A 22,180-nucleotide genomic window follows, 5' to 3' on the forward strand; every position below is an offset into this window, starting at 1 on the left:
TTATTGCCCTAGTTTCAGGCGAGCAGTTTCGCCGCTGGTGAAAGGGGCCACATCGACAGGCTGCCCGTTATAGCTGACCTGCGCACCGCGGGCATAACCCAGGCGCAGCGTGAGCGGTGGCTTGCCGCTGACATCCAGGCTGTCGCCCTTGCGCTTCAGGCCGCTCATCAGCACCTTGCCGTTGCCGTCAGTGACCTGGGTCCAGCAATCGGCGGTGAACTGCAGGCGAATCTGACCTGCGCCGGCCACGAACGGAGCGGGCTCCGGTGCCGGCGCCGGTTCCTGCGCAGGGGCAGCTGGCGTCGACTGGCGCGGCACGGATGGGGTGAGCGTCGCCGTCGCCGCGGGTGGCGTGACAGGCTCGGCCGGAGTCGGTGCCGGCGCGGCGGCAGGCGCCGTCGCAGGCGTGCCGGTTGCGGCGGCTGGCGTGTCGGTGGAAGACGACGGGTTCAGCGCCAGCGGCGCTTCGTTGCTGTCCTGATTCTCGACTACCGCCTGATCTTCAGGCTCGTCCAGCGGATGGATCTGAGTGGTGCCGTCCGCGCTTTCGACTTCGACGTGCTCAAGGTTCAGGCCGGACGGCTCCTTGCCGCGCAGCGTGCTCTGATCCTGCCACCAGACGAAACCGCCGCCCACCAGCACCAGCAACAACAGCAGGCTGACAATACGCAGAATGTTGTGGGAGAGACGCACCGGCTCTTCGATACGGCCAAGCGCGTGCACCGAACTGCCCTTGCCGTCGGTACCGGTGTACTGATCGAACTGCTCGACCAGCGCCGCCTGATCAAGCCCCAGCAATTTGGCGTAAGCGCGCACATAGCCACGGGCGAACGTGTGACCTGGCAGTTTATCGAACTGGCCGTTCTCCAGATTGCTCAGGGAGGTGACGGTGAGGTTCATCCTGTGAGCGACGTCTGGCAGCGACCAGTTCTTGCTCTCACGGGCCTGGCGCAGGGTTTCTCCAGGGTTCAGGCGAGTGGTTGCTACAACTTCGGGATGCGCCGCTTTCATCATTGCTCCGACAGGTATTGCTGATATTCCGGCGTACCGGGATAAAGTCTTTTGAGTTGCAGGCCGAAACTGGCTGCCTTGTCGCGGTCTTCGTAAATCTTCGCCAGCCGCGTGCCAAGCAACAGGCTGCGTGCGTTCTGCTCGCTCAGCTGGCTGAAGCGGTCGTAATAATCCCGCGCCGGCACATATTGCCGATCTTCGAAGGACAATTCAGCCATTTCCAGCAAAGCGCGTGGTTGCTGACGATCCAGACGCAGGGCCTTGGTGAAATGTTCGCGGGCCAGATCGGGTTTGCCAAGCTTCAGCGCCGTCATGCCCAGGCTTTCGAATACCCGCGACCGCTCAGGATACAGGTTATCGGCGGCCGCCTGTTCAAAACGCGCGTAAGCTTCGGCATAACGCTGCTGCTCGTAGAGGAAGCTGCCGTAATTGTTGACGATTCGCGCGTCGTTGCCGCTGGCTGAAATGGCTTTGCGAAAGTGCTGATCGGCCAGCTCCGGCTCCATTTCCACCTGGAACACCAGCGCCAGCGCTGCGTTGGCCTGGGGATCGGAGCTGTCCAGCTCCAGCGCTTTTTTCAGCGGCACTTTGGCGCGCTCGCTCTGGCCCTGCTGAAGATAGCCAAGGCCCAGTTGCACGTAGGCTTCGCGTGCCTTGTCGCGCCCTTCGGCGGTGGTGAGCGGGTTGACGTTACCTGTCGATACGCAGCCCACCAGCATGATGACGAAACAGAGCATCAATGGAATGCGCACAGACATGGGGTCCCTCTCAGTCAGTTTCGCAATCAGTTTCGGGTGGCGGTGGCTGCTGCCCGATCGGCCTCAGCGGTCAGATCCCGTACGGCGATATAGCGCTCGCTGCGACGGGTCCGGTCCATGACCTGTCCGACGAGCTGGCCGCAGGCGGCATCGATGTCTTCGCCACGGGTAGTGCGCACGGTCACGTTGTAGCCGGCCTGATGCAGCAGGTCCTGGAAGCGACGGATCGCATTGTTGCTCGGACGCTCGTAGCCGGAGTGCGGGAACGGGTTGAACGGGATCAAGTTGATCTTGCAAGGCGTGTCCTTGAGCAGCTCGATCATCTCGACCGCATGCTCGACCTGATCGTTGACGTCCTTGAGCAGGGTGTACTCGACGGTCAACACACGCTTTTCGCCCAGGTTGGACATGTAGCGGCGACACGATTCGAGCAGCATCTTCAAGGGATACTTCTTGTTGATCGGTACCAGCTGGTTGCGCAGCGCGTCGTTCGGCGCGTGCAGCGACAAGGCCAGGGAAACGTCGATGTGCTTGGACAGCTCGTCGATCATCGGTACCACGCCGGAGGTGGACAAGGTCACCCGGCGCTTGGAAATGCCATACCCCAGGTCATCCAGCATCAGATGCATGGCGGTGATGACATTGTCGAAGTTCAGCAGCGGCTCGCCCATGCCCATCATCACCACGTTGGTGATGGCGCGGTCGATGGTCGCCGGGACGCTGCCAAAGGATTTGTTGGCAATCCATACCTGACCGATCACTTCGGCGGCGGTGAGGTTGCTGTTGAAGCCTTGTTTGCCGGTGGAGCAGAAACTGCAATCCAGGGCGCAGCCCGCCTGGGACGACACGCACAAGGTGCCGCGCTTGCCCTGCGGGATGTAGACGGTCTCGACGCAGCTGCCGGACTCCACGCGAACCACCCACTTGCGGGTGCCATCGCTGGAAATGTCCTCGCTGACGACTTCGGGACCGCGAATTTCCGCACAGGCCTTGAGCTTCTCGCGCAAGGCCTTGCTGACGTTCGTCATGGCGTCGAAATCGTCGACGCCGAAGTGGTGAATCCACTTCATGACCTGACCGGCACGGAAGCGCTTCTCCCCGATAGAGTCGAAGAATTTTTCCATTTCCAGCTGAGTCAGACCCAACAGGTTGGTTTTACCAGTCGATGCAATCATGAATTCACCCTTCACTCGCGGTCGGCAGACCTTAGCGAGTGGTTACCTCGGTAGCTGCGAAGAAGTAAGCGATTTCGCGAGCGGCGGCTGCTTCGGAGTCGGAACCGTGAACAGCGTTGGCGTCGATGGATTCGGCGAAATCAGCACGGATGGTGCCGGCAGCAGCTTCTTTAGGGTTGGTAGCGCCCATCAGCTCACGGTTCAGAGCGATAGCGTTTTCACCTTCCAGAACCTGAACGACGACAGGACCGGAGATCATGAAGGCAACCAGGTCACCGAAGAAGCCACGCTCTTTGTGCTCAGCGTAGAAACCTTCTGCCTCGGCCTTGGACAGCTGCTTCAGCTTGGAAGCAACGACGCGCAGACCGGCTTTTTCGAAACGAGTGGTGATCTCGCCGATTACGTTTTTAGCAACGGCGTCAGGCTTGATGATGGAGAAAGTACGTTGAACAGCCATGTGAAACTCCAGAAACAGTGAGTGAAGCGAAAAATTAAACCCGCGAATTATACGCGGGTTCGGGTGTATTGCCTAACTTGCGTGCGTTGCCGAACGTTATTCGGCTTCTTCGATCCACAACCCCTGGATCGCTTCGAGAACCTTCTCGCCGCCGCGGGCCGGATCGTCGTCGAACTCCGGCAGATCCATGACCAGATTGCGCAGCTTGACGAAGTTCACCGACAGCGGGTCGAGATCCGGATGGCGCTCGGCCAGCTGGATCGCGATCTCCTGCACATCAACCCATTTCAGACTCATTACGGGCTCCTTGTCAGTGCGGGGCTTCGGCCGCATGGTTGAGCGAATACTTGGGAATTTCAACCGTCAGGTCTTCATTTCCGACGACTGCCTGACAGGACAGACGGGACTGCGCTTCAAGCCCCCAGGCCTTGTCGAGCATGTCTTCCTCAAGCTCGTCGGCTTCTTCCAGCGAGTCGAAGCCCTCACGAATGACGCAATGACAGGTGGTGCAGGCACAGACGCCGCCGCAGGCGCTTTCGATCTCGATGTGGTGCTCATGCGCCAGTTCAAGTACCGAGGTGCCGGGCTCGGCTTCTACGACCAGCCCTTCCGGGCAGAGCACGGCATGGGGCAGAAAAATGACCTGCGGCATCAGTTATCCTCGATTTCATTCAGGTTGCGCCCGGCCAGTGCGGCTTTGACCGTCGAATCAAGGCGGCGGGCGGCAAATGCATCGGTCACCTGCGACAGACGCTTGGTCTGTTGCTCGATGGCATTGCCATCGGTGCCTTGCATCAGTTCACGGAGCTGGTCCATTTCCAGATTGATGACCATGCGCTCTTCTTCATCGAGAAGGCGTTCGCCGTCGGCGTCCATCGCGCCCTGCACGGCTTCGAGCAGGCGCTCGGCATCGACCTGGTGTTCACGCAGCACGCGGGCGACCTTGTCATCGCCGGCGTACTGGAAAGAGTCCTTGAGCATGCGGGCGATTTCGCCATCGGTCAGGCCGTAGGACGGCTTGACCTGGATGCTCGCCTCAACGCCCGATGCAATCTCGCGGGCCGCCACGCTGAGCAGGCCATCGGCATCCACCTGGAAAGTGACGCGGATCTTGGCCGCGCCCGCCACCATCGGCGGAATGCCACGCAACTCGAAGCGCGCCAGCGAGCGACAGTCGCTGATCAGCTCGCGCTCGCCCTGCAGGACGTGGATCATCATGGCCGTCTGGCCGTCTTTATACGTGGTGAATTCCTGCCCGCGCGCGACCGGAATCGTCGTGTTGCGAGGAATCACCTTCTCCATCAGCCCGCCCATGGTTTCCAGGCCGAGAGAAAGCGGAATCACGTCCAGCAACAGCAGTTCTTCGCCGTCGCGCTTGTTGCCGGCCAGGGTATCGGCCTGAATCGCCGCGCCAATCGCCACCACCTGATCAGGATCGATGGTGGTCAACGGCTGACGACCGAACAGCTCGGCAACGGCGTCGCGAACACGCGGTACCCGAGTCGAACCGCCGACCATGACGACCGCCTGGACTTCTTCCAGCTCGATGCCGGAATCACGCACGGCGCGGCGACAGGCTTTCAGGCTGCGCGCGACCATCGGCTCGATCAACCCATTGAAGGCTTCGCGAGTCAGCACACCGCTCCAGCCTTCATAGGTGATTTCCGTCGACTCGGCGGCGCTCAGCGCTTCCTTCGCGGCACAGGCAATCTGCAGCAGACGACGCTGGACCGCCGGCGCCATGTCCACGGACAGGCCCGCTTCGGCCATGATCCAGCCGGCGATAGCGTGATCGAAATCGTCGCCGCCCAGCGCGGTATCACCGCCGGTCGCCAGCACTTCGAATACGCCGCCAGTCAGGCGCAGGATGGAAATGTCGAACGTGCCGCCGCCCAGATCGTAGATCGCGACCACGCCTTCGGCCTTCTGATCCAGACCGTAGGCCACGGCAGCCGCAGTCGGCTCGTTGAGCAGACGCAGCACGTTGAGACCCGCGAAGCGCGCAGCGTCCTTGGTCGCCTGGCGCTGGGCATCGTCGAAATACGCCGGGACAGTGATCACCGCGCCGACCAGTTCGCCGCCCAGCGACTCTTCAGCACGCTGACGCAGGACCTTGAGAATGTCCGCCGAGACTTCCACCGGGCTCTTGGGCCCCTGCACGGTCTCGATGAACGGCATATGCGATTCACCTTCGACGAAGCGGTAAGGCAGCTGCTCGCCCAGTTGCTTGACGTCGCTCAGACCACGCCCCATCAGGCGCTTGACCGACAGCACGGTATTGAACGGATCGGAGGAAGCGGCGGCCTTGGCCGACTCGCCAACTTCGACGCGGTCGGCGTGATAGCGCACGGCGGACGGCAGGATGACCTGGCCTTGCGCATCGGCCAGAGGCTCGGAAAGGCCGCTGCGCAACGCAGCGACCAGCGAATTGGTGGTGCCCAGGTCAATGCCGACAGCCAGACGACGCTGGTGCGGTTGCGGGCTCTGGCCGGGTTCGGCGATCTGCAGTAAGGCCATGCTGTTATCGAATAATCACACTGGCGTGCGGCCGGAGCGGCACGGGGTTAATCGTCGAGGCGCTCTTCCAGCTGGCGCACTTCGTAGGAAAGCTTGTCGAGGAACTGCATGCGACGCATCAGGCGTTCAGCCTGCTCGCGCTGCGCTGCGTCATCCCAACAGGCGGCGAAGCTGTCTTCGAGCTGTTCCTGAGCGGTCTTGAGCCGGCGCTTGAACGCCGCGACGCCGTCCAGATCCGCGTCATCCTGCAGGTCTTCGAGCTCTTCGCGCCATTGCATCTGCTGCAGAAGAAAATCGGGATCATGCACGGTGACTTCGAGCGGAATCTCGTCGCCTTTCAGCGTCAGGAGATAGCGAGCGCGCTTGGGCGCGCTCTTGAGCGTCTGATAAGCCTCGTTGAGGCTCGCGGAACGCTCGAGCGCAACACGCTGCTCACGCTCGGGAGCATCGGCGAAACGGTCCGGGTGGACGTTGCGCGCCAGCTCGCGATAACGGACTGCCAACTGCTCGAGATCCAGACGAAATGCCGGCTGAAGGTCGAACAGGGCGAAATGACAAGGAGTACCCACGATATCAGCCTCAGACGTTGAAGCTTTCGCCACAGCCACACTCGCCACGCGAGTTCGGGTTGTTGAACTTGAAGCCTTCGTTCAAGCCCTCGCGAACGAAGTCCAGCTCGGTACCGTCGAGATACACCAGACTTTTCGGATCGATGATGATCTTCACGCCATGCTGTTCGAACACGGTGTCCTCGCTGGCCGCCTCGTCGACGAACTCGAGCACGTAGGCAAGACCGGAACAGCCCGTGGTGCGAACACCCAGACGAATGCCATCACCCTTGCCGCGCCCCTCGAGAGAACGACGCACGTGGTTCGCGGCAGCTTCTGTCATGCTGATAGCCATTGGATCTCCTTGCTTGTCGCCAGCTTCGCGAAAAAGAACTGCTTAAAGCAGGCCTTTCTTCTGCTTGTAGTCACGAACCGCTGCCTTGATGGCGTCTTCGGCGAGGACCGAGCAGTGGATCTTCACCGGCGGCAGCGCGAGCTCTTCAGCCAGCTGGGTGTTCTTGATGGTTTCCGCTTCGTCCAGCGTCTTGCCCTTCATCCACTCAGTGGCCAGGGAGCTGGAAGCGATCGCCGAACCGCAGCCGTAGGTCTTGAACTTGGCGTCTTCGATAACGCCCTGCTCGTTGACCTTGATCTGCAGACGCATCACGTCTCCGCATGCGGGAGCGCCCACCATGCCGGTGCCGACATCCGGATCTTCCGCATTCATCTTGCCGACGTTGCGCGGGTTCTCGTAGTGGTCGATGACCTTTTCGCTGTAAGCCATGATTCTGTTCCTCTCACATCAGGGAGCCGCTCTACAGGCCATGGCTCGATCAGCGCATGGCCCGGGTGTCAGGCGGCTTGAATTAATGCGCCGCCCACTCGATCTTGGAGATATCGACGCCGTCTTTGAACATGTCCCACAGCGGCGACAGTGCGCGCAGCTTGGTGACCGCCTCGCAGACTTTCTGCGCGGCGTAGTCGATCTCCTCTTCGGTCGTGAAGCGGCCGAAGGTGAAGCGTATCGAGCTGTGTGCCAGTTCGTCATTACGACCAAGGGCGCGCAGCACGTACGAAGGCTCCAGGGACGCCGAGGTGCAGGCCGAACCGGACGATACCGCCAGATCCTTGAGCGCCATGATCAGCGACTCGCCTTCGACATAGTTGAAGCTAAGGTTCAGGTTGTGCGGAACGCGAGCGGTCAGGCTGCCGTTGACGTACAGCTCTTCGAGATCTTCGACCTGCTTGAAGAAACGGTCGCTCAGCGCCTTGATGCGCACGTTCTCGCTCGCCATCTCTTCCTTGGCGATGCGGAAGGCTTCGCCCATGCCGACGATCTGGTGAGTGGCCAGGGTGCCGGAGCGCATGCCGCGCTCATGACCGCCGCCGTGCATGGTGGCTTCCAGACGAACACGCGGCTTGCGGCTCACGTACAGTGCGCCGATACCCTTGGGACCGTAGGTCTTGTGCGCCGAGAACGACATCAAGTCGACCTTCAGGCTCGACAGATCGATTTCGACCTTACCGGTGGATTGCGCCGCATCGACATGGAACAGCACGCCGCGCGAACGGGTCAGCTCGCCGATGGCCGCGATGTCATTGATGGTGCCGATCTCGTTGTTCACGTGCATGATCGAAACCAGAATGGTGTCGTCGCGCAGTGCGGCTTCGACCATCGCAGGAGTGATCAGGCCATCTTCGCCCGGCTCGATGTAGGTCACTTCGAAGCCTTCACGCTCCAGCTGGCGCGTGGTATCCAGGACGGCCTTGTGCTCGACCTTGGAGGTGATGATGTGCTTGCCCTTGGTGTGATAGAAGTGCGCCACACCCTTGATGGCCAGGTTGTCGGACTCGGTGGCACCGGAGGTCCAGACGATTTCACGCGGATCGGCATTGACCAGATCGGCCACCTGACGACGAGCATTCTCGACGGCCTCTTCGGCTTTCCAGCCGAATACGTGGGAACGCGAGGCCGGATTGCCGAAGTTTCCGTCAACCAGCAGGCAATCGATCATTTTCTGCGCTACTCGCGGATCGACCGGGGTCGTCGCGGAGTAATCGAGGTAAATCGGCAACTTCATTGAAAATCTCCTATCAGGCTGGCGTACCGCTCAGTCAAAGTGGGTTCATTCGACGGCGGACGTTTCGATCTTATCCAGTTGCGGCGTCTTGCTGCTGCAGCGACGCAGGTCCTGGCGCTGGGCGACTTCCTGTACCTCACGGCGAGTGACAAGGTCCGCCAAGCTGATACCGCTCAGAAATTCGTGAATCTGTTGGCTCAGGTCGCACCACAGATGGTGGGTCAGGCAGGTGTCGCCACCGTGGCAGTCACCCAGGCCCTGACACCGCGTGGCATCGACCGATTCGTTCACCGCGTCGACCACCTGAGCAACCTGGATGCCCTGCATGTCACGGGACAGCTGATAGCCGCCGCCGGGACCACGGACGCTGGAAACCAGGTTGCCGCGACGCAGTTTGGCGAACAGTTGCTCGAGGTAGGAAAGGGAAATGCCCTGCCGCTCGGAAATGTCGGCCAGAGACACTGGCCCGTTCTGCGCGTGCAATGCCAGGTCAAGCATTGCCGTGACAGCGTAACGGCCTTTAGTCGTGAGTCGCATGGCGTGTACCGCAAAGGATCAGAATGGGAGCGAGTATGCTATTCCCGAGTGTTTAAGTCAACTATTAGACCAAGTAAAACAGTCGGGATTAGCTGAATTTGCGGGCCACATGATAGCAAGAATGCGGACACATGGACACGCCCGAAGACGCCGGCTATCACTGTGTGTGCGCTTCGCTCTTGTCCTTCACGCAGTCGAAGACTTCGTCGCGCAGTTCCGGCAGTTCCTTTGCGCAGTAGTCGCTGCCCAGCCGGTTAAGCGCACCGCACATGCCTTCGAGACGATCGTCGACGGCCTGCAGGTGATCCAGCAACTGGCCGATGGCACGCGCCACGGGGTCGGGCATGTCGCCGCTGACGCCATAGGCATCGAAGCCCAGCTTCTCGGCGATCGCCTTGCGCCGCGCCTCGGTCTCGTCGGTGGATTTGACGATGACCCGGCCCGGAATACCTACCGCCGTCGCGCCAGCCGGCACCGGCTTGGTCACCACCGCGTTGGAGCCGATCTTGGCGCCGGCGCCTACCGTGAACGGGCCGAGCACCTTGGCGCCAGCGCCCACCACGACGCCGTCTTCCAGAGTGGGATGACGCTTGCCGGCGTTCCAGCTCGTGCCGCCCAGGGTGACGCCCTGATACAGCGTCACGTCATTGCCGATCTCGGCGGTTTCACCGATCACGATGCCCATGCCGTGGTCGATGAAGAAGCGACGACCGATGCGCGCACCGGGATGAATCTCGATGCCCGTTGCCCAGCGCCCGATGTTGGACACGACGCGCGCCGGCCACTTCCAGCCTTTGCGCCACAGGATGTGAGCGAAGCGATGCATCCAGATCGCGTGCATGCCGGGGTAGCAGGTCAGCACATCGAACGCGTTGCGCGCGGCCGGATCACGATGGAATACACTCTGGATATCTTCTCGCAGACGCTCGAACATCACTGATCCTTCCGCTTGTGGGGTTCGCCCCGTGCCGTTTTTTGAGTCTCGGTGAGGATGCCGCGCAGGATGCTCAGCTCTGAGCGTTCCACTTCGCTACGGCCGTACAACCGGCGCAGACGCGCCATCAGGTGGCGAGGCTTTTCCGGGTCGAGGAAGCCTATGGCGACCAGCGTCGATTCCAGATGCCCGTAGAAACCTTCCATTTCATCCATCGTCGCCAGCTCGGCCTGATGCTGAGTGGCCGCCTCCGGCTTTTCGGTACTCCCAGGCGCCTGTTCCGCCGCCAGCCACGCCATACGCACTTCGTAGCTGAGCACCTGCACCGCCGCCGCCAGATTCAGCGAGCTGAACTGCGGATCCGACGGGATATGCACATGGTAATGACAGCGCTGCAACTCTTCATTGGTGAGGCCGGCATGCTCGCGCCCGAACACCAGCGCGACTTCGCCGCCCTGCCCCGCCTGCTCCACGACCTTAACGCCCGACTCACGCGGGTCGAGCATCGGCCAGGGCAGGCTGCGGTCGCGGGCGCTGGTGCCCAGCACCAGCTTGCAGCCGACCAGCGCTTCCTCAAGGGTTGCGACGACTTGCGCGCTTTCGAGGATATCGGTCGCCCCGGAGGCACGGGCATCGGCCTCGGGGGATGGAAAGACCCGGGGATCGACCAGCACAAGGCGCGAGAGCCCCATGTTTTTCATGGCACGGGCAGCCCCGCCGATATTTCCGGGATGGGTAGTGCCGACCAGGACAACACGAATGTTCTGCAGCAATGCGAAGGCTCACTGACACGATTGAAGGGGGCCAAATATTACAGAACCGCTCTGATTAAGGCTATGAACCTGTGCGGCGATCTGTCACCCGAAACCGGACGACCGTGACAACGCAAGGCTGGAAATAATTCCCTACAGGCCCTAGAATGCCCGGCTCTCTTTAACAACCTTAGGTGATTTGTCCATGCAGCCCATGCTGAATATCGCGCTGCGCGCCGCCCGCAGCGCCAGTGAATTGATTTTCCGCTCCATCGAGCGCCTGGACACCATCAAGGTTGACGAAAAAGAAGCCAAAGACTACGTCACGGAAATCGACCGTGCCGCCGAGCAGAGCATCATCGCAGCCCTGCGCAAGGCTTATCCTACCCACGGCATCCTCGGCGAGGAAAGCGGCCTGCACGCTGGCAGCGGCGAGGGCGAAGATTACCTGTGGATCATCGACCCACTGGATGGCACCACCAACTTCGTACGCGGCATTCCACACTTCGCGGTCAGCATCGCCTGCAAATACCGTGGTCGCCTTGAGCACGCCGTCATTCTGGACCCGGTCCGCCAGGAAGAATTCACCGCCAGCCGTGGCCGCGGCGCCGCACTGAATGGTCGCCGCCTGCGCGTCAGCCAGCGCAAGAGCCTCGAAGGCGCCCTGCTGGGCACCGGCTTCCCGTTCCGCGATGAGCAAATGGACGGCCTGGAAAACTACCTCGGCATGTTCCGCGCCCTGGTCGGCCAGACCGCCGGCATCCGCCGCGCCGGTGCCGCGAGCCTGGACCTGGCCTATGTCGCCGCCGGCCGTTTCGACGCTTTCTGGGAGTCGGGCCTGTCCGAGTGGGACATGGCAGCGGGCGCTCTGCTGATTCAGGAAGCCGGCGGTCTGGTCAGCGACTTCACAGGCGGTCACGACTTCCTGGAGAAAGGCCATATCGTTGCGGGCAACACCAAGTGCTTCAAGGCAGTCCTGACTGCCATTGCTCCACACCTGCCGCATTCGTTGAAGCGCTAAGTCGTTTCGGGATTCGCAGAGGAAAGGCACCTTCGGGTGCCTTTTTTGCGTTCTGGAGGTTAACCACTCGACGCTTGAAGCGCGATCATTGTGGGAGGGAGCTTGCTCGCGACGCAGATGGCGCGGGGCTTCAGAGGTATCGCGTCGAGACGGTCGCGACCAAGGTCCCTCCCACAAGGTGTAGACCTGAGGCCCTATCGCCAGCAAGCTGGCTCCTACATCACGAACCCGAACCGTAATCAGAAGCTCCATTCCGCAGCCCGGACCAGTTGGCAGAACGGCCCGTCAAGCGTTGCATTGTGATGAGAAACAATGTCCTCCGCCTTCATCAAAGGCGTGTCTGAACAGGTATGACCATCTGCAACCAGGACCGCATCGAAACCAAGATCACGAGCAGCACGGCAGGTGCTGTCGACGCAGTATTGAGTTTTCATTCCCGTAATGACCACACCGGTAACCCCACTGGACCGGAGCTTGTCCGTCAGGCCGGTCATTTCGAAGGCGTTGGGCCGGTGTTTCTCGAATATTACCTCTGCACCCAGAAGACAAAGTTCCCGCGCAACCAGTGTCAACGGGCTGTCTGCTGCGATTGGAGATCCAGCGGGCCCGACGTGACGCGCGAGAAAAATGGGAACGCCAGCGCTGCGTGCCTTCGCCATCAAGGCATTCACTGTTTCCAGCAACTCTGTGCAACGCCATGGTTTTTCCGGGCCATGAACAAGCCCGACTTGAACATCGAGTATCAACAGGGCGTACATGGGAGCATCTCCTTGCGTTTGAGCCAGCGCACAAGGACATAAAAAAGGCCCTGTCCATCGCTGGCGGGCCTTTGAAGTTCGTCTGCTATTGGCTCACGACACCTCGCACGCTCCGCTCTGAGCGGTCGTGATTGTGGTTGTCGAGGCAAGGCAGTAGTTAGTCATGAATCGACAGTAGCAACATCACGACGCGCTGACAAGCAAGCCAAGCGCTTCTGACAGGTAGAGCTGTGGATTGGCCATAAGACTTCCCGACTGAAGACTCCAAGATAGCCCATGCAGTGAACCTTCACTCTGTATGAGAGGCTCACACTTTGTAGTGGGAGGGAGCTTGCTCGCGACGCAGGCAGCGCGGTGCTTCAGGAGTAGCGTGTAAAGAATGTCGCGACCCAGGTCCCTCCCACAGATATCCTCAACCCTGACCTGTAGGAGCCAGCGGGCGGCGATCCGTCTTGCTGGCGATCCGTCTTGCTGGCGACAAAGGGTTACGCGGTTGCCAGTTCTATCGCCAGCAAGCTGGCTCCTACAGGTGGTTTGCTGCGCGGGCCGGAAACGAAAAAAGCACCCGAAGGTGCTTTTTTCAGATATCCAAGGGCTTATTGAGCCGGGGCCTGGCCCAGAATCAATTGGCCTTTCTCGTCGACCGGAATCTGCGCGCCCGGATCACGATCCATGCGCACCTGACTGACCTTGTCGTTGAGCTTGTATTTCACGTCGTAGCCCACGACCTTGTCGCTGATGTCGTTGACCGTGCTGCAACGGCGCTGGGTCGTGGTGTAGGTGTCACGCTCCTGCATGCCTTCCTGCACCTTGTTGCCTGCATAACCGCCGCCGACCGCACCCGCGACCGTGGCGATCTTCTTGCCGTTGCCACCACCGACCTGGTTGCCCAGCAGGCCGCCTGCGATGGCGCCCACCACACTGCCCACGATCTGATGCTGATCCTTGACCGGTGCCTGACGGGTCACCGTTACGTCCTTGCACACCTCACGAGGTGTCTTGATCTGTTGCTTGACCGGCTCGACCGCCAACACATCTGCATACTCGGGGCCGCCCTTGACCAGGCTATAGGTGGCAACAGCGCCGCCGGCTGTCACGACAGCAGCACCTAAAACAGCACCAACAAGCATCGACTTGTTCACTTTGAACCTCCTGACCATCGAAAGCGCGGTCGCCCGCGCCACACCTTGGGTTTGAGCAAAAAAAAGGGCGCGAGTTCCACTCGCGCCCTTTTCTTATGCCTTAACGGTCTTAAGGAAGATCGTCAGCCTTGTCGGCTACCACCGGCGGAATCAGGTCCTCGGTGGTCAGGTTCAGCCAGATCAGCACCACGTTGGCGATGTAGATGGACGAGTAAGTACCCGCCAGTACGCCGATGAACAACGCGATGGAGAATCCTTCCAGACTGTCGCCGCCAAATGCCCACAGCGCGATGATCGCCAGCAGCGTCGAGACCGAGGTCGCGATGGTGCGCAGCAGTGTCTGGGTGGTCGAGATGTTGATGTTTTCGATCAGCGAAGCCTTGCGCAGCAGGCGGAAGTTTTCACGAATCCGGTCGAAGACCACGATGGTGTCGTTGAGCGAGTAACCGATGATCGCCAGCACCGCCGCCAGCACCGTCAGGTCGAAGGTGATCTGGAAGAACGACAGGATACCCATGGTCACGACCACGTCGTGAATCAGCGACAGGATCGCGCCGACCGCAAACTTCCACTGAAAGCGGAACGCCAGATAGATCAGGACGCCACCGAGCGCCAGCAGCATGCCGATCCCGCCCTGATCGCGCAGCTCTTCGCCAACCTGAGGACCGACGAATTCGACGCGCTTGACCACGGCCGGATTGTCCGCGCCGGAGGTGCGCAGCGCTTCGGCGACCTTGGTGCCCAGTTGCGGATCGTCGCCCGGCATCCGGACCAGCAGATCGGTGGTCGCACCGAAGCTCTGTACGACGGCTTCGGTGTAACCGGCCGCAACCAGCTCTTCGCGCACCTTGCCCAGGTCCGCCGGACGCTCGTAGGTCAGCTCGATCAGCGTACCGCCGGTGAAGTCCAGACCGAAGTTGAGCCCTTTAGAGAACCAGCTGAACAGCGCCAGAACGGTAAGGAGCACGGTAACGGTGAACGCAACATTGCGAACGCCCATGAAGTTGATGGTACGTAACATGGCAGCCCCTTAAATCCACAACTTCTTGAAGTCACGACCGCCGTAGATCAGGTTGACCATTGCGCGGGTCACCATGATGGCCGTAAACATCGAGGTAAAGATCCCGAGCGACATGGTCACCGCGAACCCTTTGACCGGGCCTGTGCCCATCGCAAAGAGAATGCCGCCGACCAGCAGCGTCGTCAGGTTGGCGTCGAGGATCGCGGTGTACGCACGGTCGAAGCCTTCGTTGATGGCACGCTGGACGCTCATGCCCTTGGCGATCTCTTCACGGATACGCGAGAAGATCAGCACGTTGGCGTCCACCGCCATGCCCATGGTCAACACGATACCGGCGATACCCGGCAGGGTCAGTGTCGCACCCAGCAAGGACATCAGCGCCAGCAGCATGACCATGTTCAGGGCCAGTGCCACAGTGGCGATCAGGCCGAAGAAACGGTAGATGGCCATGATGAACAGCGACACAAGCAGCATGCCCCACAGGGATGCGTCGATACCCTTGGTGATGTTGTCGGCACCCAGGCTCGGGCCGATGGTACGTTCTTCGGCGAAGTACATCGGCGCGGCCAGACCACCGGCACGCAGCAGCAGCGCGAGTTCGGAAGCTTCACCCTGGCCGTTCAGGCCGGTGATGCGGAACTGGCTGCCCAGCGGCGACTGAATGGTCGCCAGGCTGATGATCTTCTTGTCTTCCTTGAAGGTCTGCACCGGCACGTCTTTCTCGACGCCGTCGACGACCTGCTTGGCATAAGTGGTGGTCGGCCGCTGCTCGATGAAGATCACCGCCATGCTGCGACCCACGTTGCTGCGGGTAGCACGACTCATCAGTTCGCCGCCGTGACCATCGAGGTTGATGTTCACCTGCGGACGGCCCTGCTCGTCGAAGCTTGCCTTGGCGTCGGTCACCTGGTCACCGGTGATGATCAGCCCGCGCTCCACGGCCGCGGCCGGACGGCCACCTTCGCGGAACTCGAACATTTCGGTGGTGGCCTTGGTATCGTCCGGACCCGCACCGAGGCGGAATTCCAGGTTGGCGGTCTTGCCGAGAATACGCTTGGCTTCGGCAGTGTCCTGCACGCCCGGCAGCTCGACCACGATGCGGTTGGCGCCCTGGCGCTGAACCAGCGGCTCGGCGACGCCCAGCTCGTTGACCCGGTTGCGAACGGTGGTCAGGTTCTGCTTGATGGAGTATTCACGAATCTCGGCCAGTTTGGCCGGCGTCAGCGCCATGCGCAGCACGGGAATCCCGTTCAGCTCGGCAGGCGTGGTTTCGAAATCGGTAAAGGATTTGCGCAGCAGGGCACGAGCCTGCTCGCGCTCGGCGTCATCGCTGAAGCCCAGCTGAAGAGTGTTGCCCAGTTGCGGCAGGCTGCGATAACGCACCTTCTCTTTGCGCAGCAGGGTCTTGGCTTCGCCTTCGTAGACTTTCAGACGGGCATCGATGGCCTTGTCCATGTCCACTTCCAGCAGGAAGTGCACACCGCCGGACAGGTCCAGGCCCAGCTTCATCGGGCTTGCGCCCACGTTACGCAGCCATTGCGGAGTGGTTCGGGCCAGGTTCAGCGCGACGACATAGTCATCGCCCAGCGCCTTGCGCACGACATCCTTGGCCGGGAGTTGGTCTTCCTGCTTGCTCAGACGCAACAAACCGCCCTTGCCATTCTCGTCCAGAGAAGATGCCTTGACCGAGATACCGGCATCGGTCAGCGCCTTGGCCGCACGATCCACATCCGCCTGGGTGATCTGCAACGCCGTGCTGGCGCCACTGATCTGAATGGCCGAATCATCAGGGTAGAGATTGGGTGCGGAATAAATAAAACCGATCGCCAGCACTGCCAGGATCAGTACGTATTTCCACAGAGGGTATTTGTTCAGCATCACGCCGCCCGCTTAGAACGCGGGGCGCCTTGCGCGCCCCGTCAATGGGTAGAAGTTGTTACTCAGATCGCTTTCAAAGTGCCCTTTGGCAGAGTGGCTGCAACCGAACCCTTCTGGATCTTCAGTTCAACGGTGTCGGACACTTCGATGACTACGAAGTCGTCGGTCACTTTGTTGATCTTGCCGGCGATACCACCGGTGGTCACCACTTCGTCACCCTTCTGCAGATTGCTCAGCAGGTTCTTCTGCTCTTTGGCGCGCTTGGCCTGTGGACGCCAGATCATCAGATAGAAGATGACCAGAAAACCCACCAGGAAGATCCACTCGAAACCGGTGCCCGCAGGACCGGCAGCCGGTGCAGCAGCATCCGCGAAAGCGGGAGAGATGAAAAAGCTCATTTAGCGCTCCAGTTGCATCATTAATTAGTATTGAAAAGCAGGAAAGACTCGTTCACTTTTCAGTCAAGCGGCGGTGTTGGAAGACCGCGCCTGGCATAGAAGGCATCGACGAAGGCGGCCAATGTACCCTGTTGAATAGCCTCGCGCAAACCAGCCATAAGGCGCTGGTAGTGCCGCAAATTGTGGATCGTATTGAGCATGCTCCCCAGCATTTCTCCACACTTGTCCAGGTGATGCAGATAAGCGCGGGAAAAGTTCTGACAGGTGTAGCAATCGCATGTCGGATCCAGCGGCGATTCATCGTGGCGATGGAACGCATTGCGGATTTTCAGCACACCGGTATCGATGAACAAATGGCCGTTGCGCGCGTTACGAGTCGGCATCACGCAGTCGAACATGTCGACGCCGCGGCGCACACCTTCGACCAGATCTTCGGGCTTGCCTACACCCATCAAGTAACGAGGTTTGTCTGCCGGCATCTGGCCCGGCAGGTAATCCAGCACCTTGATCATCTCGTGCTTGGGCTCGCCCACCGACAGGCCGCCGATAGCCAGGCCGTCGAACCCGATCTGATCCAGACCTTCCAGCGAGCGCATGCGCAGGTTTTCATGCATGCCGCCCTGCACGATGCCGAACAGCGCGGCGGTGTTCTCGCCGTGGGCGATCTTGGAACGCTTGGCCCAGCGCAGCGACAGCTCCATGGAGATACGCGCAGTGTTTTCGTCCGCCGGGTACGGCGTGCATTCGTCGAAGATCATCACGATGTCCGACCCCAGGTCGCGCTGGACCTGCATGGACTCTTCAGGCCCCATGAACACCTTGGCGCCATCGACCGGCGAGGCGAAGGTCACGCCCTCCTCCTTGATCTTGCGCATCGCACCCAGGCTGAACACCTGGAAACCGCCGGAGTCGGTCAGAATCGGCCCTTTCCATTGCATGAAATCGTGCAGGTCGCCGTGGCCCTTGATGACCTCGGTGCCCGGACGCAGCCACAGGTGGAACGTGTTGCCGAGAATGATCTGCGCGCCGGTCGCTTCGATGTCGCGCGGCAGCATGCCCTTGACCGTGCCATAGGTGCCCACCGGCATGAACGCCGGGGTTTCCACCACGCCACGCGGGAACGTCAGGCGCCCGCGACGGGCCTTGCCGTCGGTAGCCAACAGCTCGAAAGACATACGACAGGTGCGACTCATGCTTGATCCTCTGGGGCCGAAGCGTGCGGAGCCGTCGGCGCGGGATTGCGGGTGATGAACATGGCATCACCGTAACTGAAAAAGCGGTAACCGTTTTCGACGGCCGCGGCATAGGCCGCCATCGTCTCGGGATAACCGGCGAACGCCGAAACCAGCATCAAGAGCGTGGATTCGGGCAAATGGAAGTTGGTCACCAGCGCATCGACCACATGAAACGGCCGACCGGGATAAATGAAGATATCGGTGTCGCCGCTGAACGGCTTCAACACGCCATCACGCGCCGCGCTTTCCAGCGAACGCACGCTGGTCGTCCCCACCGCCACCACACGCCCGCCACGCGCGCGGCAGGCGGCCACGGCGTCGACCACGTCCTGACTGACTTCCAGCCATTCGTTGTGCATGTGATGGTCTTCGATGCGCTCGACCCGCACCGGCTGGAAAGTGCCCGCGCCGACATGCAGCGTCACGAAAGCCGTCTCGACGCCCTTGGCGGCAATCGCCTCCAGCAGCGGCTGATCGAAATGCAGACCCGCGGTCGGCGCGGCAACCGCGCCGGCGCGCTGGGCGTACACGGTCTGATAGCGCTCGCGGTCCGCGCCTTCGTCAGGACGATCTATATAAGGAGGCAATGGCATATGCCCGACGCGATCGAGCAGCGGCAACACCTCCTCGGCGAAGCGCAGCTCGAACAGCGTGTCGTGCCGCGCCACCATCTCGGCCTCCCCGCCGCCGTCGATCAGCACCGTCGAACCCGGCTTGGGCGACTTGCTCGACCGCACATGGGCCAGCACGCGATGGCTGTCCAGCACCCGCTCCACCAGAATCTCCAGCTTGCCGCCGGACGCCTTCTGGCCGAACAGACGCGCCGGAATGACCCGAGTGTTGTTGAACACCATCAGGTCGCCAGGGCGCAAATGCTCCAGCAGATCAGTGAATTGACGATGAGCCAGCTCACCCGTGACCCCGTCCAGGGTCAACAGCCGGCTACTGCGACGCTCGGCCAGCGGATGGCGAGCGATCAGGGAATCGGGGAGATCGAAGGTAAAGTCAGCGACGCGCATGATGGGGTTCGTTCAGCAGGGCCGGGAAGTTTATCCGGTTTGGGCGGATTAGTAAAAAAGCCCTCGCAAATCCCTGTTGACCAAGCCAAACCGCATCCCTATACTTCGCCGCCATTGAGCCCTGATGGCGGAATTGGTAGACGCGGCGGATTCAAAATCCGTTTTCGAAAGGAGTGGGAGTTCGAGTCTCCCTCGGGGCACCAGGATTGAGAGAAACCTCGCATTGAGCGGGGTTTTTTTTCGTCTGGGGAAAGTAAGCTCCGGCTTTGCCGTATCTTCGGGCAACCGCACCCGGTTGTTGGCGTTCCTGATCTGAAATGTGGAGACCGTGGGACGTGCAGGCGGTAATAGCCTGTTGAGCCCTATACTCTTTCGTGGACGACTGGCAGTCACCGACCACCAGCCGCTGTCCTGAGCAGTGAGACCCACGCGCGCATTGAAGGCAGGATGCACAGTCTCAAGCGCGAAACCTCCTTCGAAACACGACTCGCGCACCCATGCCCTTATCAGGTTTCATAAACAATCGCGTAGGTATTTCCTGAACGCCTGACATGGGCAAAACCGAGCTTCCCCAAATGCATGCCTGCGATCAACAAGTTGTCTGCACTGACGACATCCAGCAGCCTTGTTCGCGTAGCCGCGGACATCAACGGGTCTTGATCGAAGGCAATCGTGACCTCAGGGCGCGCAATTTGAATTTGCGGAAAATGAACGATATCGCCCCATACCAACAGCCCTCCCGCCGTAGACTCCAGCTGATAGCCGCAGTGTCCGACCGTATGCCCCGGCAACGGCACCGCATTGATACCGGGCAGTACGCCATTAGCCGTAAACGGACGCAGACTTTGCCGGTACCGACCAAATACACTTCGAGCCAATTGAAAGTTTCCCCGTGCGCGTTCACTGGCTTGGGCGAGGTGACGATCGTCTTGCCAGAAGGACAGCTCTCGCTGATGCACTACTAACTCAGCGTTGGCGAAAGCCATTTCTCCATCAGGGCTCAACAAACCACCTATGTGGTCCGGATGTGCGTGGGTTAACAGAATGGTGTCTATGTCGCCAGGTTGCACGCCGGCCAATGCAAGATTGGCCAGCAACTCGCCGCCCCATCGTTTGAAGCCACCGGCGCCGGCATCAATCAGAATCGTGCGGCCTTGGCCACGTACCAGATAACAGTTGATATGGATAGAAGCCGACTTGCTGATACCGGCGGCTAACTGAAGACGTACGGCGTCTGCCGGGGCGATATTGGCGAGATAGTCCAGGCTCGCATCCAGATAGCCGTCGCTGATGGCTGTGACTGAAAACGCGCCAACCTGCCGACCGGGGAGTACCCGGCAATTGTTGTCGACATAACTCATGAGCGTAACTGCACGGTCAATGCGTCATAGACATTCAGCCCCTGTAGATCGCTGGCGTCAGCCTGATGGCGATCTACTTTGGTCAGCCAACGATGTACGGGGGTCTTGTCCAGGGCGACCGCATGCAAAGCGATAGGGTTAAGGCCCAATTCCCACAGAGCTTGAGGCCCCTGCTCACTGACCAACAGGAGTTGGCCCTCGCCCACCGTAACGGCCTGATCCGCCCCGGCGTAGAGATTTCTTACCCAATCAGTGATGTGCGACTGCCAGCGGGAGAAATTGCCCCCTCCTTTTTGGCGGTACTCGTCACTCTGCAACACAGCAGGGGTGTCGACTGAATGCAGTGCCAGATAGGCCGGACAATCACCACTCAAGGCTTTGAAGCGTTGCGAGGATCTGAGCCCGCTGACCGAAATCAGAGCGGGCAGTTTCTCCAGGTTATAGAACGCATTCCACTCGGCTTCGCTGGCAGGATCTGCGTAATTGCATTCAACGGTGTAGATCATCATTGTCACTTCATGGATTGATGTTTCATCATGCTACTTATAGAGAAACCGTCTATAAAACGAAGTATTGGCAAGCTTCAGTGACTGAACATCAAGCTGAGCAATGTGAACGAATCAGGAACAACCATGCGCCGAAAGCTTCCCAGCAATGCTGCCTTGATGGCGTTCGAGACCGCCGCCCGCCATGACAGTTTCGCCCGTGCCGCAGATGAGCTGGCCTTGACCGAGGGCGCCATCAGTAGGCAGATAGGGCGTCTGGAAACCTTTCTCGGTGTCATGCTGTTCGAGCGCGTCGGCAATCGCGTGCGGCTTTTGCCCAATGGCGAGCGTTACGCAGCCCAAGTGCGCGAACTGCTCCAGCGCCTCGACAGAGAAAGCCAGTATCTGATGGGCCAGCCCAGCGACGGCGCAAACCTTGACATTGCCGTCAGCCCAACCTTTGCCTTGTGCTGGCTGATCCCTCGATTGTCCGACTTCGCGCGGCAGCATCCGAATATCTGTGTGAATCTCTCGGAACGCACAGAGCCGTTTGTTCTTGCCGGCAGTGGCTTTGACGCTGCGATTCATTTTGAGCACCCGGCCTGGGCAGGCATGCACACGCACCGCCTGTTGAATGAAGTGTTAATTCCGGTTTGCCACCCTGCACTGGTGGACCCGGGCGGCCAGGCCACTACACTGGATTTACTCCCGCGACTACACCGGCGACAAAATCCGGACGCGTGGGAGCGCTATGCCGAGCAAACCGGAATCGTGCTGAGCAAAGCAGCGATGGGCGCTCGCTACGACTTGCATGCGATGCTGATCCAGGCCGCACTGGCAGGCTTGGGCGTTGCACTCGTACCACGCTTGTACGTGGAAACAGAATTGGATCAAGGTCGGCTGGTTGCGCCATGGCCACAGGAAAAGAACGTCTCCAAGACCTTTTGCCTTGTGCTACCCGAGCCTCTTGAGCTAAGCCGCGCACCACTCCAGACGTTTGCGCATTGGCTATGTGATCAAGCGCGTGGGAAATAGAGGCAGGCGCTGTTGCCAGCACCGCACGAGCCCGCCGACGTCATTCCGAATGATCCG

The 22,180-nt window shown here is 60.4% G+C and carries 25 protein-coding genes and 1 tRNA gene; 3 read left to right on the top strand and 23 right to left on the bottom strand.

Translation table 11 applies throughout. The features are described from left to right. The 14 genes from TRP66_RS22160 to trmJ form a co-directional block, all read right to left on the bottom strand. Positions 1-1,011: a RodZ family helix-turn-helix domain-containing protein gene (locus TRP66_RS22160; protein ID WP_333407249.1), complete on the bottom strand. Its 1,011-nt coding sequence runs from the start codon at positions 1,009-1,011 to the stop codon at positions 1-3. Then, a complete protein-coding gene (gene pilW / locus TRP66_RS22165; protein WP_333407251.1) occupies positions 1,011-1,769 on the bottom strand; it encodes a type IV pilus biogenesis/stability protein PilW in 759 nt (252 codons plus the stop codon). Before pilW ends, TRP66_RS22160 begins: the two co-directional genes overlap by 1 nt. Before the next feature lie 26 nt (positions 1,770-1,795). After that, positions 1,796-2,944 (bottom strand): 23S rRNA (adenine(2503)-C(2))-methyltransferase RlmN, encoded by a 1,149-nt coding sequence (rlmN, locus tag TRP66_RS22170; protein WP_333407253.1) that lies wholly within the window; start codon positions 2,942-2,944, stop codon positions 1,796-1,798. A 31-nt stretch (positions 2,945-2,975) separates the two neighbouring features. Continuing rightward, complete coding sequence (ndk, locus tag TRP66_RS22175; protein WP_333407255.1) at positions 2,976-3,401, bottom strand: nucleoside-diphosphate kinase; 426 nt, start codon at positions 3,399-3,401, stop codon at positions 2,976-2,978. Positions 3,402-3,497: 96 nt separating this feature from the next. Further along, positions 3,498-3,698, bottom strand: a complete 201-nt coding sequence (iscX, locus tag TRP66_RS22180) for a Fe-S cluster assembly protein IscX (RefSeq protein ID WP_333407257.1) — start codon at positions 3,696-3,698, stop codon at positions 3,498-3,500. Positions 3,699-3,711: 13 nt separating this feature from the next. Beyond that, on the bottom strand, positions 3,712-4,053 hold the full coding sequence (fdx, locus tag TRP66_RS22185; RefSeq protein ID WP_333407259.1) for an ISC system 2Fe-2S type ferredoxin: 342 nt from the start codon (positions 4,051-4,053) through the stop codon (positions 3,712-3,714). Continuing rightward, complete coding sequence (hscA, locus tag TRP66_RS22190) at positions 4,053-5,918, bottom strand: Fe-S protein assembly chaperone HscA (protein WP_333407261.1); 1,866 nt, start codon at positions 5,916-5,918, stop codon at positions 4,053-4,055. Before hscA ends, fdx begins: the two co-directional genes overlap by 1 nt. Before the next feature lie 47 nt (positions 5,919-5,965). Next, positions 5,966-6,487, bottom strand: a complete 522-nt coding sequence (hscB, locus tag TRP66_RS22195; RefSeq protein ID WP_333407263.1) for a co-chaperone HscB — start codon at positions 6,485-6,487, stop codon at positions 5,966-5,968. Positions 6,488-6,497: 10 nt separating this feature from the next. Then, a complete protein-coding gene (iscA, locus tag TRP66_RS22200) occupies positions 6,498-6,821 on the bottom strand; it encodes an iron-sulfur cluster assembly protein IscA (RefSeq protein WP_333407265.1) in 324 nt (107 codons plus the stop codon). Positions 6,822-6,863: 42 nt separating this feature from the next. Next, positions 6,864-7,250: a Fe-S cluster assembly scaffold IscU gene (iscU, locus tag TRP66_RS22205; RefSeq protein ID WP_002552476.1), complete on the bottom strand. Its 387-nt coding sequence runs from the start codon at positions 7,248-7,250 to the stop codon at positions 6,864-6,866. An 82-nt stretch (positions 7,251-7,332) separates the two neighbouring features. Then, positions 7,333-8,547 (bottom strand): IscS subfamily cysteine desulfurase, encoded by a 1,215-nt coding sequence (locus tag TRP66_RS22210; protein ID WP_333407343.1) that lies wholly within the window; start codon positions 8,545-8,547, stop codon positions 7,333-7,335. Positions 8,548-8,592: 45 nt separating this feature from the next. Beyond that, positions 8,593-9,084: a Fe-S cluster assembly transcriptional regulator IscR gene (gene iscR / locus TRP66_RS22215; RefSeq protein ID WP_333407345.1), complete on the bottom strand. Its 492-nt coding sequence runs from the start codon at positions 9,082-9,084 to the stop codon at positions 8,593-8,595. A 157-nt stretch (positions 9,085-9,241) separates the two neighbouring features. Then, positions 9,242-10,018 carry a serine O-acetyltransferase gene (gene cysE, locus TRP66_RS22220; RefSeq protein WP_333407348.1) on the bottom strand — a complete coding sequence of 259 codons (777 nt, stop codon included), beginning with the start codon at positions 10,016-10,018 and terminating at the stop codon, positions 9,242-9,244. Beyond that, the gene (trmJ, locus tag TRP66_RS22225) at positions 10,018-10,791 is read right to left on the bottom strand and encodes a tRNA (cytosine(32)/uridine(32)-2'-O)-methyltransferase TrmJ (protein ID WP_333407350.1); all 774 of its coding nucleotides are present in this window, start codon (positions 10,789-10,791) and stop codon (positions 10,018-10,020) included. The genes cysE and trmJ overlap by 1 nt, the downstream gene beginning before the upstream one ends. Before the next feature lie 184 nt (positions 10,792-10,975). Here trmJ and suhB point away from each other — a divergent pair, with 184 nt between their 5' ends. Then, positions 10,976-11,791: a type III secretion system regulator SuhB gene (suhB, locus tag TRP66_RS22230; RefSeq protein WP_333407352.1), complete on the top strand. Its 816-nt coding sequence runs from the start codon at positions 10,976-10,978 to the stop codon at positions 11,789-11,791. 239 nt (positions 11,792-12,030) lie between these two features. Here suhB and TRP66_RS22235 read toward each other — a convergent pair whose 3' ends face one another. The 7 genes from TRP66_RS22235 to queA all read right to left on the bottom strand — a co-directional run bounded on the left by TRP66_RS22235 (position 12,031) and on the right by queA (position 19,242). Beyond that, positions 12,031-12,549, bottom strand: a complete 519-nt coding sequence (locus tag TRP66_RS22235) for an isochorismatase family protein (protein ID WP_333407354.1) — start codon at positions 12,547-12,549, stop codon at positions 12,031-12,033. A 596-nt stretch (positions 12,550-13,145) separates the two neighbouring features. Next, positions 13,146-13,691: a glycine zipper 2TM domain-containing protein gene (locus TRP66_RS22240; RefSeq protein WP_333407356.1), complete on the bottom strand. Its 546-nt coding sequence runs from the start codon at positions 13,689-13,691 to the stop codon at positions 13,146-13,148. A gap of 109 nt (positions 13,692-13,800) precedes the next feature. Continuing rightward, positions 13,801-14,712 carry a protein translocase subunit SecF gene (gene secF / locus TRP66_RS22245; RefSeq protein ID WP_333407358.1) on the bottom strand — a complete coding sequence of 304 codons (912 nt, stop codon included), beginning with the start codon at positions 14,710-14,712 and terminating at the stop codon, positions 13,801-13,803. A gap of 9 nt (positions 14,713-14,721) precedes the next feature. Next, positions 14,722-16,590 carry a protein translocase subunit SecD gene (gene secD, locus TRP66_RS22250; RefSeq protein WP_333407361.1) on the bottom strand — a complete coding sequence of 623 codons (1,869 nt, stop codon included), beginning with the start codon at positions 16,588-16,590 and terminating at the stop codon, positions 14,722-14,724. Between the two features lie 62 nt (positions 16,591-16,652). Next, the gene (yajC, locus tag TRP66_RS22255) at positions 16,653-16,988 is read right to left on the bottom strand and encodes a preprotein translocase subunit YajC (protein WP_333407363.1); all 336 of its coding nucleotides are present in this window, start codon (positions 16,986-16,988) and stop codon (positions 16,653-16,655) included. A 59-nt stretch (positions 16,989-17,047) separates the two neighbouring features. Next, positions 17,048-18,163: a tRNA guanosine(34) transglycosylase Tgt gene (tgt, locus tag TRP66_RS22260; protein WP_333407417.1), complete on the bottom strand. Its 1,116-nt coding sequence runs from the start codon at positions 18,161-18,163 to the stop codon at positions 17,048-17,050. A 14-nt stretch (positions 18,164-18,177) separates the two neighbouring features. Next, positions 18,178-19,242, bottom strand: coding sequence for a tRNA preQ1(34) S-adenosylmethionine ribosyltransferase-isomerase QueA (gene queA / locus TRP66_RS22265; RefSeq protein WP_333407365.1), 1,065 nt, complete (start codon positions 19,240-19,242; stop codon positions 18,178-18,180). A 118-nt stretch (positions 19,243-19,360) separates the two neighbouring features. Between queA and TRP66_RS22270 the strand changes: the two genes are divergently transcribed. Continuing rightward, positions 19,361-19,445 (top strand) — tRNA-Leu (locus tag TRP66_RS22270). A gap of 303 nt (positions 19,446-19,748) precedes the next feature. Here the strand turns inward: TRP66_RS22270 and TRP66_RS22275 are convergent. Together TRP66_RS22275 and TRP66_RS22280 are read right to left on the bottom strand one after the other, a co-directional pair. After that, a complete protein-coding gene (locus tag TRP66_RS22275; RefSeq protein ID WP_333407367.1) occupies positions 19,749-20,603 on the bottom strand; it encodes an MBL fold metallo-hydrolase in 855 nt (284 codons plus the stop codon). Then, complete coding sequence (locus TRP66_RS22280) at positions 20,600-21,109, bottom strand: sugar ABC transporter (protein WP_333407420.1); 510 nt, start codon at positions 21,107-21,109, stop codon at positions 20,600-20,602. Before TRP66_RS22280 ends, TRP66_RS22275 begins: the two co-directional genes overlap by 4 nt. A gap of 126 nt (positions 21,110-21,235) precedes the next feature. On the opposite strand from TRP66_RS22280, the gene TRP66_RS22285 reads away from it, so the two are divergent. Further along, positions 21,236-22,123 (top strand): LysR substrate-binding domain-containing protein, encoded by an 888-nt coding sequence (locus tag TRP66_RS22285; RefSeq protein ID WP_333407369.1) that lies wholly within the window; start codon positions 21,236-21,238, stop codon positions 22,121-22,123. Positions 22,124-22,180 lie beyond the last annotated feature (57 nt).

The organism is Pseudomonas sp. JDS28PS106 (assembly GCF_036706555.1).
GTDB lineage: Bacteria > Pseudomonadota > Gammaproteobacteria > Pseudomonadales > Pseudomonadaceae > Aquipseudomonas.